This is a genomic window from Alteromonas infernus (assembly GCF_902705815.1).
On record NZ_CACSIG010000048.1, the window covers coordinates 40,623 to 58,733 of the forward strand.

Genomic DNA, 18,111 nt, shown 5'->3' on the forward strand with positions numbered 1-18,111 from the left:
TTCCAGTAAGGCTGCTAGGTGGTTGTCACTAGCTAGCCTTAGTGTTGAATTTGTGTGACATTGACTTTTTTGTTAAGCGTCTTTAGCTTAGTGACCAGCTGCGACAATTCTTTTACAGAGCCTGAATAATCAATGCGCTTATTCATTTCTTTTCCTTTAATTGCGCTTTGATACAGTGCCTCGCTTTCAAAACAGGCTGTCTGTGCGTCTAGTTCATTCCATTCAGCTTTAAGGTCACTCGGTATACAGTGGCGTTTTGCGGTAATTTTGTCTTTTATTTGCAACACTTTCCCGATTAATAATTGAGCATCTGTTGGCATGATAACTTCTCCTAAATAACAGTTTTTCTGTAAGTGCTTGTTATAGATTAAGTAATTAGCAATTCGCTATATAAAAATTAAACTTAACCACTTACAAATCTTTCTCTTGTGTTTAGTATTGCAGCAACAGTGCCAACTCTTAGGTATTTCGCTTATTCGTAGGGTATAAGAAGTTAGCTGTGACGTTGAAATTGGACTTTAAAAAAGAGGGAAGGCCGCAAGCGCAGAGTTGTAGCAACGCTCACTCATTGGCTTATATAAAGTAAAGGTGCGATATCAAGCCAGTAGGTAAAAAAGTGATACTAGAACGCACGTTTTTAAGCGCTTGGGGGGAGATAGTTAAACGTAGCTTGAGTAAGTGGTATAGGCTTATTTATAAGCGTAACGTTTTGGCTTGTTTTTAACTTTCTTAACTTGGCAATAGCAAAAGTGCGGTGTCCAAATCAATAAATTTAAGAAAATAGCAGTGACCAAGCTAAACACAATAGATGAAGGGGTTAACGGTACCGAGGGTCTAAAGTTATCTAAAACGCGGTTAAGAGTGCCATACTGAGAGGGCGAGGCCATAAACACAAGCTGTTCAAAGTAGTGACCGTGTTCTAACTTTCTCATGCCCTGTTCAAGGGTGGTGATTTGCGCAAAGCGCGAGGCTTTCATTGAGGCGTTTTCACGCACTACGGGTTCGCTGTTTTTCTGAAGGCTATCAAGCATAGCTTCTACTGAAGAGAAGCCATGCTGCTTTGCAAGCTCAGAAGAGCTTGCAACTTCGTCTCTCAATGCGTCGTAATAACCGTTTAAGTACTGGCGGTAGTGGTCTGCTAATATAGGCACCTGCAGCGTAATAATAAATAAAACTGCAAAAACTACCTTATCAAGAACACGTACTACCATTAAAAACTCGCTATGTTATTTAAATTAACCCACTCGTTTCGCCTAATATAAAAACAAGTGCTACCAGAGCCGCCTCTTAGCCACGATAAGCACGTGCCTAGCCTAGCAAACTGTTTCACTATTTCAAGGCAGTGTAGATAGCATGCGTTAACTTGCTTAACTGCTCCGCGGATATAACATAGGGAGGCATAATGTATACCAATTTACCAAACGGCCTTATCCAAACACCCTGCTTCACGAAGTGACGTTGAATTTCGGCAACGTTAACGGGATTTACCGTTTCAACAACGCCAATGGCACCCAATACTCTTACATCAGCAACTCGCGGCAAGTCTGCACATTTTTCCAACTCGGTTTGTAATTGTTTCTCAATAGCGGGAATTTGTTGCTGCCAATGGTTTTCATTAATAAGTGAAAGACTAGCATTGGCTACTGCACAGGCTAGTGGGTTACCCATATACGTAGGGCCGTGCATAAATACGCCGGGCTCGCCTTGGCAAACGCCTAACGCAACATCTTCTGTGCACAAGGTCGCGGCTAACGTCATATACCCGCCGGTAATCGCTTTACCTAAACACAAAATATCCGGCGAGATACCGGCATGCTCACAAGCGAAGAGCTTGCCGGTACGGCCGAAGCCGGTAGCAATTTCATCACAAATTAACAGTACATCATACGTATCGCAAAGCTGCCTACAGCGCTTTAAATACTCAGGGTGGTAAATACGCATGCCGCCTGCACCTTGCACAACAGGTTCTAGTATCAAGGCTGTCATGGTGTGATGATGCTTTTCAAAAATTTCCTCTAAAGGCAAAATGTCATCTTCGCTAAAGGTTTGCCCGAAACGCGTTTGTGGGGCAGGCGCAAATATTTGTTTACTCAACACGCCTTCAAACAAGCTGTGCATGCCATTCACGGGGTCGCAAACGCTCATGGCGGCAAAGGTATCGCCGTGATAGCCATTGCGCGGCGATACAATGCGCGATTTTTCAGGTCGCCCTTGGCATGCCCAATACTGAATAGCCATTTTAATGGCAACTTCTACCGACACTGAGCCCGAGTCGGCTAAGAATACGCGCTCTAGGCCAGCTGGCACCATGTTAAGTAAGGTTTTACAGAGATCTACTGCCGGCTGGTGGGTAATGCCGCCGAACATAACGTGAGAAAACGCCTCTATTTGTTTATGCGCCGCGTTGTTTAATACGGGGTGATTGTAACCGTGAATAGCCGCCCACCAGCTAGACATGCCGTCAATCAGTACTTCAGAGCTCGCTAAAGTAAGTTCAACGCCTTCTGCACCAACTACTTCATAGCAGGGAAGGGGGTTAACTGCACTGGTGTAAGGGTGCCAAATGTGTTGTTTATCAAATTCTATATTGTTCACAAAATAACCACTGGTAAAGGTTTGCAATTGGTCAGAGTTGACAACTCGATATTGGGGCATAGACTAAGCCAGCAATAATCATTAGTAAAGGACAGTCAATGACACTGGCTTATGCGCCTACAGCGCAAACGACAACTATTCGAAACGATTGGAGCAAAGCCGAAGTAGAGGCTTTGTTTGCTATGCCATTTAATGACTTGCTGTTTAATGCCCAAGTGGTGCATAGACAACATTTTAACCCGAATGAAGTTCAGGTAAGTACGCTTTTATCGATTAAGACAGGCGCATGCCCAGAAGACTGTAAATATTGCCCGCAAAGTGCGCGTTACGATACGGGCCTTGAAAAAGAGCGCTTGCTGGAAATTGAAAAAGTTATTCAGCGCGCAAAAGAAGCAAAGCAAGTTGGCTCAACCCGCTTTTGCATGGGCGCGGCGTGGCGAAACCCTCGCGATAGAGACATGCCTTATATTTTAAAAATGGTGGAAGAGGTGAAAAGCTTAGGCCTAGAAACCTGTATGACGCTAGGTATGTTAACCCGAGATCAAGCCGTGGCACTAAAGCAGGCAGGGCTTGATTATTATAATCATAACCTTGATACCTCGCCTGAATACTATGGCGACATTATCACAACCCGCACCTATGAAGACCGCTTAAATACCTTAGAAAACGTGCGCGCCGCTGGCATGAATGTATGTTCAGGGGGCATTGTGGGTATGGGGGAAACGGTCAGTGATCGCGCCAGTATGTTAGTACAGCTAGCAAACCTTCCCGAGCAGCCACAAAGCGTACCCATTAATATGCTGGTAAAGGTAAAAGGGACACCGTTAGACAGCGTTGAAGACCTCGATTATTTTGAGTTTATTCGCACGATTGCGGTTGCCCGCATAATGATGCCTAAGTCCCATGTTCGATTATCAGCAGGGCGCGAGGCGATGAATGAGCAAATGCAGGCAATGTGTTTTATGGCGGGGGCAAACTCGATTTTCTATGGTTGTAAGCTGTTAACCACCTCTAACCCCGACACTCATGAAGATGTAATGCTGTTTAAAAAACTTGGTATCAACACAGAGCGCACCCGCGATTATTCTGATGAAGCGCACCAGCAAGTGCTTGAGGAAGAAATTGCTCAACAGCAAGAGCAGGCCGAAGGCAGTAACGACTTGTTTATTGATGCAACCAAGCCTAAGGTAGCGGCAAAGCAACAACACGCTACGGAGGCTTAATGGCTTTTAATTGGTTAGAAGATTCACTGAGCGCGCGGGCCCAACAAGGCTTGCTGCGCCAGCGCCATTGCCAGCAATACGAAAAAGACAGCATCATTTGTATTAACAATGAGCACTACCTGAATTTTTCCAGCAACGACTACTTGGGCATGCGCCAGCACGAAGGCGTATTGCAAAGTTGGGTTGAGGGCTTGGCGCAGTTTGGCGGCGGAAGCGGTGCCTCGCCTCTAGTTACGGGGCATACGCAGGCCCATTTAGCGCTCGAAGCTTATATTGCCGATGGTTTGAAGCGGGAAGCGGCGTTGTTGTTCAACTCTGGATTTGCAGCAAACCAAGCTTTGTGTATGGCACTTTTTCCACACCTCTCACCTTCACCTAAGGCCGTAATAAATGGGCATATCGTTGCTGATAAGCTAATGCATGCGTCGTTTTTAGAAGGGGCGCAGTGTGTATCTGAAAGGGCTAAGCTTCGCCGTTTTAAGCATAATGATCTTAGTCATTTAGAGAGTGTGCTATCGACAGTTTGCCATAAACCAGGCCCCATTGAGAGTAAGAACGAAGGGGCTGATTCTGCTGCGAGTGCCAATATCTTATCAACTCAGCAAGATATTCTTATCGCTAGCGAAGGTGTGTTTAGCATGGACGGTGACGTTGCGCCTTGCAAAGACATGGCTGAAATCGCCGCTAAATATAACGCGTGGTTTATGCTAGATGATGCACACGGTATGGGTGTATTGGGCGATAACGGTTTTGGTACTGTGGAAGCACTTAACTTAAGCCAACAACAGGTTCCTGTCGTTATGGGAACATTCGGTAAAGCGGTGGGTACGGCTGGTGCATTTATTGCGGGAAGCCAAACCTTGATTGATTATCTGGTAAACTTTTCCAAGCACTATGTGTATTCCACTGCAATGCCGCCAGCACAAGCTGTGGCAACCTTATATTCACTCACTCATATTGCCAGCGATACCGCTCGTCGCCAGACGCTAAATAATAATATTGCCTACTTCAGAGAATCGTTCCACAAACGTTTTGGACAGACACTTAAAGTAGGCGCGAAAAACGCCTCATCAAGTGAAATTGCTTTGGGCTCGTCGCAAAGCGCAATTCAGCCAATCATGGTAGGCAGCTCACAACGCGCAGTTGCGCTAAGTGAAGGGTTAAAACAACGGGGTATTTGGGCGACGGCTATCAGGCAGCCTACCGTACCGAAAAACCAAGACAGACTGCGGATTACCTTAACGGCCAATCACACGACCCAAGATATTAATGTATTGCTTGATGCCTTTGAACTTTCACTGAATAGTCTGGCGTTAAGTGGGCTAGCTGCAAAGAGAACAGAGGAAAGCGCAGTGAGTGCCGTAAGCGACCCAGATTCCGTCAACAAGAGCGAGATGTAATGATGCCAGCAATTCCCGCTGAAAAATCGCCTGTGTTGGCAGAGCCATTCAAAGCACCTGAAAGTAAAGCATTAAGTACTACAGCAGGAGTACATTTAAATAATGAAGGCGCTTTTGTAGCTGACAGGACTTCCGACGCTGGCGTTGCAGTTCAAGCTGAGGGTTCTGTTAACGCTAAAGGCACTTTCAAAGCCGAAGAGGCTAGTACTACTCCCGCAATTAATGAGCAGAACGTTGCACATCGCTTCTCAAAAGCAGCAGACAAGTACAACAGTATTGCATCTATTCAGCGTGTTATTGCCGAGCAAGCGTTAGCAAACTTGCCAAAGGCCTTGCAGGGCGAGGCCCTCGATATAGGCTGTGGGACGGGCATTCATACACAAGCGTTGGTGAAAAAAGGTGCAACGGCAACCGGTGTAGACATCGCCAAAGGCATGTTAGCGCAGGCTCGAAAAATGTACTCTGACCCCATTTTTGTTCAGGGGAGTGCCGTTGATTTACCGTTTGTTGATAGTGCGTTTTCAACGGTGTTTTCGTCTATGGCGCTTCAGTGGGTGAGCGATACACATCTTGTAGCCAACGAGATAGCGCGGGTGCTTAAAAGAGGCGGTGTTGCTGACCTTGCCATTATGGTGGCTGGCTCGTTTAATGAACTGAGAACCGCGCGTAAAGTGGCGCAACTCTCGCAAGCAGACACCTTTATGCCAACAACATCCCATTGGTTAAACGGGTTCAAGCAGTCAGGCCTTGATTTGCAGCGGGTAATTACCAAGGATTATATCGATAGTCATAGCGACATAATGGCTTTACTGCATTCGGTAAAAGGCGTAGGCGCGGGTGAAACCGGGCAAAAGCAGCCCCCGTTAACTCGCCGAGACATTAAGAAACTGGCCATGGCCTATAGTAATATTACTGGGGTAGGCAGTAAGTTACCGCTTACCTACCGCGTTAGTCATTTCAGATTGGAAAAACGATGAAGCAATATTTCGTTACCGGGACAGACACTGAAGTGGGGAAAACCTACGTTACCTGTCAATTACTTCGCGCTGCAAATAACGCGTCGCTTACCGCCATAGGGTACAAGCCCATTGCCGCAGGCTGCGAGTTGGTGAATGGCGAGTGGGTAAATGAAGACGCGCTCAATATTCAACAGGCGAGTGCATGCGCTAATGGACAGACACTTCCAATTAATGAAATAAACCCTATTGCGTTAACACCGCCTATTGCACCGCATATCGCAGCCCATGAAGAAGGGGTTGCTTTAACCCATGAAAAGATAGCTGAAGGGCTTAATGCATTGGCAGCATACCGGCCTGACATTCTTCTGATGGAAGGCGCAGGAGGCTGGCGATTGCCACTTACAATAGGAAGCGATAACACGCCAACGCATTACCTTTCTGATGTAGTAAAAGCGCTAAAAATGGACGTGATAATGGTGGTAGGTATGCGTTTAGGGTGTTTGAACCACGCGCTTTTGACTGCCGAGGCCATTCGTGCCGACGGCTTAATCATTAAAGGCTGGGTAGCAAACGATATCACAGGCAACATGACACGATACCAAGAAAACTTGCGTTCACTTAAAGCCATGTTACCTGAACCGCTATTGGCGGAAATCCCCTATCAAACTGGCATTGAAGCCGGTACTTTACTCAGCGCTATTGAGCAGCTTGGTTAAGTCATCGCCCGCGTGAATAGGCTTTTTCTCTTTGCCAACAAAGACAAAGCCGTCTTTTTCGCCAACTAAGGTAAGTTGGTTGTCGGTAAGACGTAACGCTGTCCCTTCGCGAATGGCAACAACCGGGGTCGTTGGGTTTAGCGTGGTAAATTCAGCTAAGCGCTGATCGCGAGTTTCACCGTTGTGGCCCGGAGGTTGATAATCAGTGTAGTGAGGGTTTAATTGAAACGGCACAATATCCAGTGCATCAAAACTCGGTGGTTCGATAATCGGCATATCGTTGGTGGTTCTAATTGATTGGCCACAAATATTAGAGCCTGCGCTCCAACCAATATAAGGCGTGCAGTCTGCTATGGCGTGCTTTAACGGCACTATCAGAGCGTTGGCATAAAGCGTCGACAACAGATGAAAGGTATTGCCCCCACCCACCACAATGGCCTGGCCGTTTTTCTTCGCATTATTAACAGCCGTGGCAGGGTCTTCTACTGTGTGCAACCCAGTAACATTGCATTCTGGCAGCGCTTTTGACACAGCATCTACATATTCATCGTAAGATTGTGTTACAGCGGCATAAGGAACAAATAGAAGGTCGCGTACGTCGCCTAAGTGTGCAAAAATAAGCGCTCTAGCGTGTTCTAGATAGGCCTCGTCACCTTGACGAGAACTACTTAACATAAGTACATGTGCGGTCATACTAACTCCACAATTTTTCTGACGGCGTATCATACGTGAAACTAACCATAAAGTTTAGTCGCGCCCCGTCACTGCGTTAAAATAGGACATTGAATGAAACAAACTACATCGGTGTTATTCGTATGCTTAGGGAATATATGCCGTTCACCCTCAGCTGAAGCGGTGTTTAGACAAAAAGCTGCCGAGTCGGGTTTAAATATTTACATCGACTCAGCGGGGACCCACGGATATCATATCGGTAAGCCAGCAGATAAACGCTCTCAAGCTGCGGGTGTTGAGCGGCGCTACAGCTTTAAAGGTTTAAAATGCCGCCGCGTGGACGAAAGCGATTTCGAACGATTCGACTATATTTTAGCGATGGACAACAGCAATCTTTCCAATTTACACGGTATGTCGCCAAGCCAGTATCACCATAAAATAAAACTATTCCTAGACTTTGCCGACGTAGAAGAGCAAGAAGTGCCTGACCCTTATTACGGCGGGAAAAGGGGCTTTGAATTGGTGCTAGATCTTATTGAAGAAGCGTCAGACGGGTTAATTGCCCATTTAAAACAAACGCAATCTTAACGGGCGGGAAATACGTTGAATAGACGCACCGCCGTCACATTAGTACTTAGCACGGTACTTATTGCCCTCGTGATTAGTGTAGCGGGTATTATTGGCGTGCCGGGCTTGTCTGATACTACTGTTGAACTTAAACGTCATATCATCATACAGCTGCAAATACCGCTTATCTTAACTGCGGGCTTAGTTGGGGCGGCGCTTTCAGTAAGTGGCGCCACGCTACAAGTCGTGCTTCGAAACCCTCTTGCCGATCCAGGCATCATTGGTATCACAAGCGGCGCCAGTTTAGTCGCGGCACTTTTGCTGTTGTTAACACCCGCGTGGGCAGCACCCTACCTACACTACCTTTTACCTTTGGGGTGTTTTGTTGGTGCGCTGTTTACTACCTTTATCATCTATCGGTTAGCCAGAAAACTACTAGGGTCTTCCACAGCAATTATTCTGGCTGGTATCGCTATATCTACCTTAAGCGGCGCTATTATTGCCTGGCTCTACATGTTTAGCGATGCGAATGCGCTGCGCAATTTGACCTTTTGGCTGATGGGCAGTTTGTATCAAACTAATTGGCTAATACTCTGCGTAGGCGGTCCGTTAATTGTTGTTTCCGTTGGGCTACAGCTTTATTTCGCGGGCGACCTTAATAAACTCTACGCAGGTGAGCTTGCGGCGAAAAGCAGTGGCGTAGATGTAGCAAAGCTTACCGAGCGCGCCCTAATAGCGTGCGCTATTGCAGTGGGCAGTGCTGTTTCAATGGCAGGTTCGATAGCGTTTGTTGGCTTACTAATACCTCATATTCTGCGCTTAGTTATAGGGCACAATAATCGTTACCTCCTTCCACTTAGTGCACTAAGTGGCGCAAGTCTTCTTATGCTGGTTGCATTTAGCTCTGAAATGACACGGGCGATAACCTTACCAGTGTCGATGGTAACTGCGTCACTGGGCGGCCCTTTACTCATTTGGGCGTTGGCAAAAGGTCAAATTAAAGGGTGAGAGGATGACTACACGAAATACGCCATCAAAAAACCTGCTGCCCAAAGGCCAACATGATCGAAACAGCGCGCAAGTCAGCGCTTACGACGATAACGCTAGTGAAGCTAATGGCCCTAATGCTAGTGGTTTTAGTTACCTTTCAGAAAATGGGTTGAAAAATAGCACCGAAGAACGATGTGAACACGTGTTAAGTGTTACCAATGTAAATGTGGCTGCACGTCTTTTCGTCAAGAAGCTTGAAGCCCGTAAAGGCGAATGCATTCATATTATAGGTCCTAACGGGGCGGGTAAGTCTACGCTTCTACTTACACTGGCAGGTTTAATCAACCCCGATGCTGGTGAGGTTTCCCTTTACAACAAGCCAATGAGCCATTGGACGCTAGCGAGCCTTTCTAGTGTGCGCACGGTATTGGCACAGCACAGTGAAAGCAGCTTTCATTTAACGGTAAAAGAGTATTTGAGCTTTTATACTGTTATTCAGCAACGCCCATTCGTTCCTGCGCTTTTAGAGAAAGCGCTAGAGGTATCAGGGTTTCTCGATAAGATACTCACCCGGCTATCTGGGGGCGAGCGTCAGCGCGTAGAGATTTGTCGTGCATTACTACAAATTTGGCCGCAGCTAGAGCGCGGTGAGGGAATAGTACTGCTAGATGAGCCCTTACAAGGGCTTGATATTCGACACCAGTACGCACTTGCTAGCCTTGTAAAAGCACTGTGCGTTAAAGGAAACACAATATTAATGACATCCCATGATATCGCATTGAGTGCTAATTATAGCGATAGCTTATGGATTATGCGCAAAGGTGAGGTGTTCGCTGCAGGTGAGCCGAGAACGGTAGCCACACAAAAAAATCTGGAAAAAGTCTTTGAATGTCATTTTGCTATAAGCAAGCACGATAATTTTCTAGAAATTCAAGTTTGCGCACCTATTTCCCTTTAGTAAATGTGATAAAGTGCTGTCAGCATTTATTTAGCTCCATTTTTTCATTAGGCTGAAGAATAAAGCGCGCTGTAGAACTTTTAGTTCAGTGCGTTACAGTCTATTTTTATACAGATAAACCTTTTTTAGTAAAACGTTTGCCCTACGTTATTTTAATCAGGAGAACACCGTTGAGTAATTGGCAAGTAGACAGTTGGAGAAATAAACCTATTCTTCAACAACCAGAGTACGAAGACAAAGTACGTTTAAAAGAAGTAGAGCAAACACTCAGTTCATATCCTCCGCTGGTATTCGCTGCCGAAGCCCGTGAGCTTAGACGTCAGCTTGGTGAAGTCAGCTTAGGTAAAGGGTTTCTTTTGCAAGGCGGTGATTGCGCCGAGTCGTTTGACGAGTTTAACGCACCAAAAATTCGCGATACCTTCAAAGTAATTCTGCAAATGGCGATTGTGCTTACGTTTGCAGGCCGCTGTCCGGTTACTAAAGTTGCGCGTATGGCGGGTCAATATGCCAAACCTCGCTCATCGGATTTTGAAACCCGTGATGGCGTTAAGTTGCCAAGCTACCGGGGCGATATCATTAATAACTTTGAGTTCACCGAAGCGGCTCGCCGTCCAGACCCCGAGCGTTTGTTAGAAGCGTACCACCGCAGCGCATCTACCTTGAACTTGCTGCGTGCGTTTGCGCAGGGCGGTTTGGCAGACCTTCACGAAGTGAACCGCTGGAACATGGCGTTTGTAGAAAACAATCCGCTTAAAGATCGCTATTCAGATATGGCCAATCGCATTCAAGATACCCTTGAGTTTATGGATGTGATTGGCATTAATGCGCAGACAAGCTCGACGTTACATGAAACATCGCTATTTACATCGCATGAAGCTTTGCTGCTTAACTACGAGCAAGCGTTAACGCGTGTAGACACGCTAACGGGAAAGCCTTACGACTGCTCGGCGCACATGGTGTGGATTGGTGAACGTACCCGTCAACTAGACCATGCACACGTTGAGTTTTTCCGTGGGATCCATAACCCTATTGGCGTGAAAGTGGGTCCTAGCATGCAAGAAGACGAACTGATTCGTTTGATTGATGCGCTAAACCCATTAAACGACCCAGGTCGCTTAACGCTTATCACGCGTATGGGGGCTGATAACTTGGCAGACAACCTGCCGCGCTTATTGCGCAAAGTGAAAGCGGAAGGACGCCATGTGGTATGGAGCTCTGATCCAATGCACGGTAATACCTTCTCGGCTTCTAGCGGCTATAAAACGCGTAACTTCGATTCGATTCTGCGCGAAATAAAACAGTTCTTCCAAGCTCATAAAGCGGAAGGCACGCATGCCGGTGGTATTCACCTTGAAATGACCGGTCAACACGTTACAGAATGTACCGGTGGCGCATATCAAATCAGTGACGACGATTTAGCGCAAGCGTACAAAACACAATGTGACCCGCGCTTAAATGCTGATCAGGTGCTTGAAATGGCATTCTTGGTTGCTGATCATTTGCGCAACGCATAGCACGAATATCAGTGTATAAGACATGGTAAAAAGCGGCACCAATGCGGTGCCGCTTCGTTTAAGAATAGCAAAGCTGTATGGCGTTTAAGCCTACATATAGCGGAGCACCAGTAATATACTGAGCTAGTTCTTCATTACGTGACTTCTTTCTTCTTCACTTAAAATACCGGTGAAGATAGTTTCCCTTCTTAAATTGGCGGTTCGTTCGTCGTCAGCCAATAATAGCGTTTTAAATACGGCAGGCTCATCGCGAGCTTCAAGAATCCCTTTCCACAATAGGTAGCTGCCGTAACGCATCATTTTACTTTGATAGCGCTGCTCCAAGGTTTGTTCAGCCAGGTCAAAAAGCTCAGGGTGTGACAACAGCTTGTCAGCAATGGCGCTGTGAATGTTCTTGATACGTTCGTTTACTTCACTTCGACGCTGTTTTCTTGGTCTTGCAAACATAACTCTTCTTTAAGTTAACGGTGTTTGTACATAGAGTGTTTGATGCTTTTTTGTTATCAGGACGGTTTTTAATCATCATCTAACAGTGGCGCTACAACCGACTCTAATCCGTTCAGCTTTATTTCGTACATTAAAGCGAGCTGCTCGCCAAGTTTATTGTTTGGAAAACCTTGTTTGTGAAACCACACCAAGTATGGCTCAGGTAAGTGAAATAAACGTCTGCCTGCATATTTTCCGAAAGGCATAACTTGGTTAACGGCTGCTTTTATAAGCGCTGGGTCCATCTACTGTTGGCCTCTACTACGTTGTTCTTTCATTGACTTTGTCTTCACTATCGCGCTGTTGAGTTTGCCATAGCGTCGCGTATTCACCTTGTCGTTCCAGTAAGGAAGTGTGTGTCCCTTCCTCTACTATTGTACCGTTTTTTAGTACTAATATTTTATCGGCATCCACAATGGTTGATAGTCTATGAGCTATGACTAAGCTTGTGTGGCCCTTCGCAGCGTCACGCAGCGCAGAAAGGATGGCTTGTTCTGAGGTACTATCGAGTGAGCTTGTGGCTTCATCAAAAATCATAATAGGTGCGCCTTTAAGCAATGCGCGAGCAATCGCTACCCGCTGTTTTTCACCTCCCGATAATTTTAGCCCGCGCTCACCAACGGTTGTGTCTAACTTTTCAGGTAAACTTTCTACGAAGGCCTGCAGGTGGGCGAGTTTTAGCACACTGTTTATATCATCATCGGTAGCGTCTGGGTTCCCATAACGAATATTTTCAAGCAAGGTGGTGTTAAACAGCACCGTGTCTTGGGGCACTATACCTATGTGGCCGCGCAGGCTTTGTTGGGTTAGCGATGTGATATCTTTGCCGTCGATAGTTATCTTACCTTTATTAGGCTCATAAAATCGGAACAGAAGTTTCATCAACGTTGATTTGCCTGCGCCGCTTTCTCCTACCACGGCTACTTTGGCACCTGGCGGCACATCAAAACTCAATCCTTTCAGTATTGGGCGGTTTTCGGTGTAAGCAAAATGTACATCGTTAAAACGCAGTGCGGGGTTGGCGCACTTTAACTCGATAGCATTTTCATCGTCGCTAATTGCAGGTGTTTGAGCGAGTAGGTCAAATAACTTATCGATATTAGCAAGGCTTCCGCGAATTTCTCGATACACAAACCCTAAGAAATTCAGCGGCATAAATATTTGCATAGTAAATGCGTTTATTAGCACGAAATCGCCTATCGTCATTTCGCCGTCCATTACGCCAAAGGCGGCGTTTGCCATCATAGACGTCATGGCTATTGCTATGATCGCCGCTTGGCCGCCGTTAAGCGCAAACAACGATAAACGATTTTTTCTTCGCGCCTTTTCCCATTTAGCGAGGTCGGTGTCGTAGCGGTTAGCTTCAAAACGCTCGTTGTTAAAATACTTAACGGTTTCAAAGTTAAGCAGGCTGTCGACTGCCCGTGAGTTGGTGGTTGAGTCGGCTTCATTCATTTGAGTAACAAACCGGGTTCGCCAGTCGGTGGCTTTCATGGAAAAGCCAATGTAAGCAATGACACTGCATACGATAATGAGCGCAAATGACACACCGAATTGGAATAGAAGCAGCCCTACAACCAGTGCAATTTCTAGAAGGGTAGGCACGATATTGAACACCATAAACCGCATAAGGAAGCTAACCCCATTAGTTCCTCTTTCTATATCACGAGAAAGACCTCCAGTTCGCCGGTTTAAGTGAAAGCCCAAATCTAGGTTATGCAAGTGCTTGAATACTTTCAAGCCAAGCCGGCGCATGGCACGCTCCGTAACCCGGCCAAATAGGGTGTCGCGTACTTCGCCTAATAAAACGTTGAGTAACCGTAAGGTGCCGTAGGCAACGATAAGGCTAACGGGGACGGCAAGGGCCAATGTGGTAACGTCGCCATTTAAACTATCCACCGTGTATTTAAGTACATAGGGCAGGCCGATACTGGCTAGCTTAGCTGCAACCAAGCACAAGAGCGCTAGAAAAACCCGTTGTTTAAATTCAAGTAAGTAGGGCCAAAGTTGTGAGAGGACGTGCCATTTAACAGGTTCGTCGAGATTAGTGGGAAAACGGTTTTTTCTCATTTTAAAGTGTGCTTTATTGTTAGATTCATAGTAATTCAATGAGTAGTCGTTACATAGATAGCGTATTGGATTAGAACGCTGTGTAGAATGTTTGACCCTACGGCAATAATTTAGGGTACTTAATTATCGAGCCTTTAAATATAGTGCAGTTAGTTATAGTAGCTTGATTTCTCGTCTTTAGTGTACGTTTTGAAATAGGCTAGAGATTAAAATGGTCTTATTTATAGCGATGAATGTGTTTAATTTTCGTTTTACGGCGCGTACACTAACAGGTAGTTTAATTTAGTTACCTTGTTAGAACCGTATAATTTATCGGCCTTCAAGCGATGGCAACGACGTGCACAAGGTAAAAGCTGCGCGCATAAAAGTTAAGGAGTTAGTTTGTTAGAAGATAGTTTCGGTAGACAGTTTCACTATTTGCGTTTGTCAGTGACCGAAGCGTGCAACTTTCGGTGCCAGTATTGTTTGCCTGATGGGTATGAAGGCCCATCAAGCGACCAGTTTATGTCGCTCAATGAAATAGATACTCTGCTTAACGCTTTTGCCAAATTAGGCACGTCTAAAGTGCGTTTAACCGGCGGTGAGCCTACGCTGCGAAGAGACTTCCTCGATATTCTGCACTTAACAAGTAACACCCCTGGCATAAAACGTGTTGCTATGACCACTCATGGCGCACGAATGGAAAAATTAGCTCATCAATGGAAAGACGCAGGACTCCACCAGGTGAATGTCAGTATTGATAGTTTAGATCCACGCCAGTTCGCTGCAATAACTGGGCAAGATAAACTTAAAGCTGTACTGCGCGGTTTAGATTCAGCCATTGATGCAGGTCTTGATGTAAAGGTGAATTCTGTATTGCTAAACGACTTTTCTGACAGTCGTCTACATCGGTTTCTCGCTTGGCTTAAAGATATGCCTGTAACCCTTCGCTTTATCGAGTTAATGGAAACCGGTGATTTAAATCAATTTTTCAATCAACAGCACCAAAGTGGGTCTCCACTAAAAAGTACCTTGCTAGAAATGGGGTGGCAGCCGTTGTTGCGTAGAAAAGATGCAGGCCCGGCGCAGGAGTTTTATCACCCTGACTACGCAGGTAAAATTGGTTTGATCATGCCTTACAGTAAGGATTTCTGTAAAACGTGTAATCGCCTTCGCGTTTCAGCGCCGGGCAAATTACACCTGTGCCTGTTTAGCGAAAACGGCATAGATATGAGACATTTGTTGGCAAAGGGCAATGTAGATGACGTTGTTACTTTTCTGCAGAATGTACTGGGGCAAAAACACGAAACACATTACTTGCACGAAGGGAAAACCGGTGCCACTAAGCACCTTGCAATGCTAGGTGGTTAGGCCAAGTGCGCTGTTCGATAGTGGGTAATGAAGACGAACAAAAAAATGGGGAATTTGTTTGGTTTGTTGTAAAAATAAGCTATATTCAGCGGTGTTAGTATAATTAAAATAATAACTATAAAGGAAGTTTATGCATATCATGGACAGTGCGCGTCTTTCCTATCACTACGTCACCGAAAAAGACGCTGATTTTTTATGGGAGCTGGATCAAGACGAGCTCGTCATGAAATATATCAACGGTGGCAAAAAGTCTTCAAAAGAAGAAATACGAGATATTTTCGTTCCCCGTTTTCAAGCCTATTCTAATCCTGCCTTAGGGTGGGGACTATGGCGTGTTGAAACGTTAGCCGAAAAAGAAAGTATTGGGTGGATTCTAGTTCGTCCTTTTGGTTTTTTTACTCAACACCCCGAAAGTGACAACATGGAGTTAGGGTGGCGTTTTAAGCGTCATACATGGGGAAAAGGTTACGCCACTGAAGCGGCTAAAGCAGTAAAAGAAGCGCTTTACGATATTGGGATAGAGAAGTTTTCTGCCATTGCCAACCCCCAAAACAACGCGTCTATCAATATAATGAAAAAGCTCGGTATGACCTTTAGTCATGAACAAGAGTACAAAGATAAACTATTTCACGAAACGGTAGTTGTGTATTCAAGCTAGTTTTTACCTAACAAGAGACGAAGTGGCGTAATCTTAATGAAGCCTTTACTCGCCTTTTAAAATATTTTTTACATTGTCATAGCGAGATTGTTTTTCGTCTGACAGGGTTGCACTTTCTAATGTTTCTCGACATTTCTTTATTTCAGATAGGGTGTCAGCGGGCATAGGTGTATTCGATTTCCTTGCTCTTACAATGGCTTGAAGGTAGTTAAGGGCAATCGATGGGTTTTTCGGCATTACCCGAAATGCTTGCGCAAAAGTGCTATAGGATTGCTCTAAATTGCCGCGTTTGTATTGTGCAACCGCAGTATTGTTCAATGTTTTTGGGCTTAGTGAGATGGCTTCTTTTTCTGCCTTTTCCTGCTTTAAATACGCGGCCATTAAATTCACTTCACCTGGGGATTCTTCTTCTCTCGACGAAATCGCATCTAAAATAGCAATAGACTCTTTTTTCATTCCCACTTCATGCAGGGCTTTTGCCCTATCTAGCAATGCTTCAGTTGAATGGAGCTGAGCGTGGTCGGTGTGAAACTCTGACAGTAACGTCTGGGCTCTTGCTGTGTCATCTTTTAAGTAGTGTAGTCTCGCATCGATGACGGCTAGCTCATCGTTTAACGCAGCTCTTGGATGCGCTTTTTTCATTTGGCGCAGATATTCATTGGTTTGTTTCACAATGTTATTTACGTGTTCTGGTTCAGATGTCATGGCAAAATCAACGCCGGCTCGGGCAGCGGTTAAGTAAATATCGGGCTTGTCATGAATTGATCCTTGGGCGTAACGTACCGCTTTCTTTGCGCTGTTAAACTGGGTCTCATAATCATGGGTTATTCTCGCCAAGCTTACCGCTTGTTGATAGCGAGGAATATTGCGCGGAGACATAGTGCAAGCCAGCGATGTGCATTCTAAAGCATCGTCAAAAGCAGCTTGTTTAATTTGGAGAGTAGCGAGAAGGTCGAAGGCCTCTAGTGCAGAATCAGGTCGGGTGGCAAGTTGAATAATTTCTCTTTCTGCGTCATCAAGTTCGTTGAGCGCAAGAAGGCTTTTTGCAATTCCCATTTTCGCCCAGTTGAAATCTTGTACGTTAATGATGGATTCAAAAAAAGCGACCGCTTCTTGGTATCTCTGCGTTAACAAAAATAAATCACCCTTTATTTTCATCGCTAGAGGAAAGTGTTCAGCATGTTCAGGCTGTAACAAAAAGAACTCAACTTCAGTCAGGGCTTTTTCGTAGTCCTTTTTGTCCATAAATGCATACACGTTTTTCAGTGCTTTCTTTCTGGATAAAACCCGCGAAAGCCTTCTATCTAACTCGTTGACTGAAAAAGGTTTGGCGATAAATTCGTCTGGCTGTAATTCAATAATGGCGTGTACGACTTCTGCCGACGTATCTGCGCTGGTGAAAATAAATGCGCTGGTAAGTGGTAACGAGTGGGCATCGTTTAATTGCTCTAATAAATAATATCCACCTTGCTCTGAGCGAAGGTTATACGAGCAAATGATGGCGTCGTAATCGTACTCTTTTAGAGCTGATAACGCTTGCGAAGGCCTGTCCACATAGTCCATGTTCTTAAAACCCAACTGCTCAAGCGCATAGTGCATATGACTTTTTGCCAGCACTTGGTCTTCAGCAATTAACAGCTTAGTATTTTTCGCTAAGTGTAGTTTCATTGAGTTATAGCCTTTAGAAGAGCAGTTTAATTACCTTATCACGGCGTGTGCTTTCTAAGTATAGTTCTTTATGAAGACTATCGCATAATTAGGTGGCTGGTGGATCTGGCCCAGTATTAGGTCGGTATATTGCGGGCTTCGCAGGGGCTACAACCGCGCGGTGAATACATCAGCTAAGCAGTTAGCATACGGTAGCCAGAAGTAAAAGAATAACTGTTCGATTGATTGTATAGCAGAGGTGCCGATATTTCTAAAGAGATGGTGGACGCTACTGGGCTTGAACCA

General features: G+C 45.4%; 18 protein-coding genes. 10 read left to right on the top strand and 8 right to left on the bottom strand.

Features of this window, described 5'->3' with window-relative positions; translation table 11 throughout:
• Nucleotides 1-38 precede the first annotated feature (38 nt).
• The 3 genes from ACX5J7_RS12140 to bioA form a co-directional block, all read right to left on the bottom strand.
• Complete coding sequence (locus tag ACX5J7_RS12140; protein WP_015066735.1) at nt 39-320, bottom strand: hypothetical protein; 282 nt, start codon at nt 318-320, stop codon at nt 39-41.
• A gap of 369 nt (nt 321-689) precedes the next feature.
• Nucleotides 690-1,211 (bottom strand): DUF2937 family protein, encoded by a 522-nt coding sequence (locus ACX5J7_RS12145; RefSeq protein WP_012517933.1) that lies wholly within the window; start codon nt 1,209-1,211, stop codon nt 690-692.
• Nucleotides 1,212-1,329: 118 nt separating this feature from the next.
• The gene (gene bioA, locus ACX5J7_RS12150) at nt 1,330-2,595 is read right to left on the bottom strand and encodes an adenosylmethionine--8-amino-7-oxononanoate transaminase (RefSeq protein ID WP_498707290.1); all 1,266 of its coding nucleotides are present in this window, start codon (nt 2,593-2,595) and stop codon (nt 1,330-1,332) included.
• 98 nt (nt 2,596-2,693) lie between these two features.
• On the opposite strand from bioA, the gene bioB reads away from it, so the two are divergent.
• Genes bioB through bioD form a run of 4 tightly spaced genes read left to right on the top strand, consistent with a single transcriptional unit; the run spans nt 2,694 to nt 6,893 of the window.
• A complete protein-coding gene (bioB, locus tag ACX5J7_RS12155; protein ID WP_071951143.1) occupies nt 2,694-3,818 on the top strand; it encodes a biotin synthase BioB in 1,125 nt (374 codons plus the stop codon).
• Nucleotides 3,818-5,218, top strand: coding sequence for an aminotransferase class I/II-fold pyridoxal phosphate-dependent enzyme (locus ACX5J7_RS12160; RefSeq protein WP_462835158.1), 1,401 nt, complete (start codon nt 3,818-3,820; stop codon nt 5,216-5,218). The genes bioB and ACX5J7_RS12160 overlap by 1 nt, the downstream gene beginning before the upstream one ends.
• Nucleotides 5,218-6,195: a methyltransferase domain-containing protein gene (locus ACX5J7_RS12165; RefSeq protein WP_498707284.1), complete on the top strand. Its 978-nt coding sequence runs from the start codon at nt 5,218-5,220 to the stop codon at nt 6,193-6,195. The genes ACX5J7_RS12160 and ACX5J7_RS12165 overlap by 1 nt, the downstream gene beginning before the upstream one ends.
• Complete coding sequence (gene bioD / locus ACX5J7_RS12170; protein ID WP_278385277.1) at nt 6,192-6,893, top strand: dethiobiotin synthase; 702 nt, start codon at nt 6,192-6,194, stop codon at nt 6,891-6,893. Before ACX5J7_RS12165 ends, bioD begins: the two co-directional genes overlap by 4 nt.
• Here the strand turns inward: bioD and pepE are convergent.
• The gene (gene pepE, locus ACX5J7_RS12175) at nt 6,864-7,586 is read right to left on the bottom strand and encodes a dipeptidase PepE (RefSeq protein WP_020745655.1); all 723 of its coding nucleotides are present in this window, start codon (nt 7,584-7,586) and stop codon (nt 6,864-6,866) included. The genes bioD and pepE overlap by 30 nt on opposite strands.
• Before the next feature lie 93 nt (nt 7,587-7,679).
• On the opposite strand from pepE, the gene ACX5J7_RS12180 reads away from it, so the two are divergent.
• From ACX5J7_RS12180 to ACX5J7_RS12195, 4 genes are all read left to right on the top strand, one after another.
• Complete coding sequence (locus ACX5J7_RS12180) at nt 7,680-8,153, top strand: low molecular weight protein-tyrosine-phosphatase (RefSeq protein ID WP_498707285.1); 474 nt, start codon at nt 7,680-7,682, stop codon at nt 8,151-8,153.
• 15 nt (nt 8,154-8,168) lie between these two features.
• Complete coding sequence (locus ACX5J7_RS12185) at nt 8,169-9,140, top strand: FecCD family ABC transporter permease (RefSeq protein WP_498707286.1); 972 nt, start codon at nt 8,169-8,171, stop codon at nt 9,138-9,140.
• Between the two features lie 4 nt (nt 9,141-9,144).
• The gene (locus ACX5J7_RS12190; protein WP_498707287.1) at nt 9,145-10,080 is read left to right on the top strand and encodes an ABC transporter ATP-binding protein; all 936 of its coding nucleotides are present in this window, start codon (nt 9,145-9,147) and stop codon (nt 10,078-10,080) included.
• A gap of 170 nt (nt 10,081-10,250) precedes the next feature.
• Nucleotides 10,251-11,594, top strand: coding sequence for a class II 3-deoxy-7-phosphoheptulonate synthase (locus tag ACX5J7_RS12195; RefSeq protein ID WP_498707288.1), 1,344 nt, complete (start codon nt 10,251-10,253; stop codon nt 11,592-11,594).
• A 123-nt stretch (nt 11,595-11,717) separates the two neighbouring features.
• On the opposite strand, the gene ACX5J7_RS12200 is transcribed toward ACX5J7_RS12195, so the two are convergent.
• From ACX5J7_RS12200 to ACX5J7_RS12210, 3 genes are all read right to left on the bottom strand, one after another.
• Nucleotides 11,718-12,041 carry an O-fucosyltransferase family protein gene (locus ACX5J7_RS12200; protein ID WP_020743221.1) on the bottom strand — a complete coding sequence of 108 codons (324 nt, stop codon included), beginning with the start codon at nt 12,039-12,041 and terminating at the stop codon, nt 11,718-11,720.
• 68 nt (nt 12,042-12,109) lie between these two features.
• The gene (locus tag ACX5J7_RS12205; protein WP_012517945.1) at nt 12,110-12,325 is read right to left on the bottom strand and encodes a DUF3820 family protein; all 216 of its coding nucleotides are present in this window, start codon (nt 12,323-12,325) and stop codon (nt 12,110-12,112) included.
• Between the two features lie 16 nt (nt 12,326-12,341).
• Nucleotides 12,342-14,150 (bottom strand): ABCB family ABC transporter ATP-binding protein/permease, encoded by a 1,809-nt coding sequence (locus tag ACX5J7_RS12210; protein WP_141153654.1) that lies wholly within the window; start codon nt 14,148-14,150, stop codon nt 12,342-12,344.
• A gap of 381 nt (nt 14,151-14,531) precedes the next feature.
• Here ACX5J7_RS12210 and moaA point away from each other — a divergent pair, with 381 nt between their 5' ends.
• The gene (moaA, locus tag ACX5J7_RS12215; RefSeq protein WP_278385302.1) at nt 14,532-15,500 is read left to right on the top strand and encodes a GTP 3',8-cyclase MoaA; all 969 of its coding nucleotides are present in this window, start codon (nt 14,532-14,534) and stop codon (nt 15,498-15,500) included.
• A gap of 130 nt (nt 15,501-15,630) precedes the next feature.
• Entirely contained in the window at nt 15,631-16,158 is a 528-nt protein-coding gene (locus tag ACX5J7_RS12220) for a GNAT family N-acetyltransferase (protein WP_020744717.1), read from the top strand.
• A gap of 45 nt (nt 16,159-16,203) precedes the next feature.
• Here ACX5J7_RS12220 and ACX5J7_RS12225 read toward each other — a convergent pair whose 3' ends face one another.
• On the bottom strand, nt 16,204-17,826 hold the full coding sequence (locus ACX5J7_RS12225; protein WP_498707289.1) for a response regulator: 1,623 nt from the start codon (nt 17,824-17,826) through the stop codon (nt 16,204-16,206).
• Between the last annotated feature and the right edge of the window lie 285 nt (nt 17,827-18,111).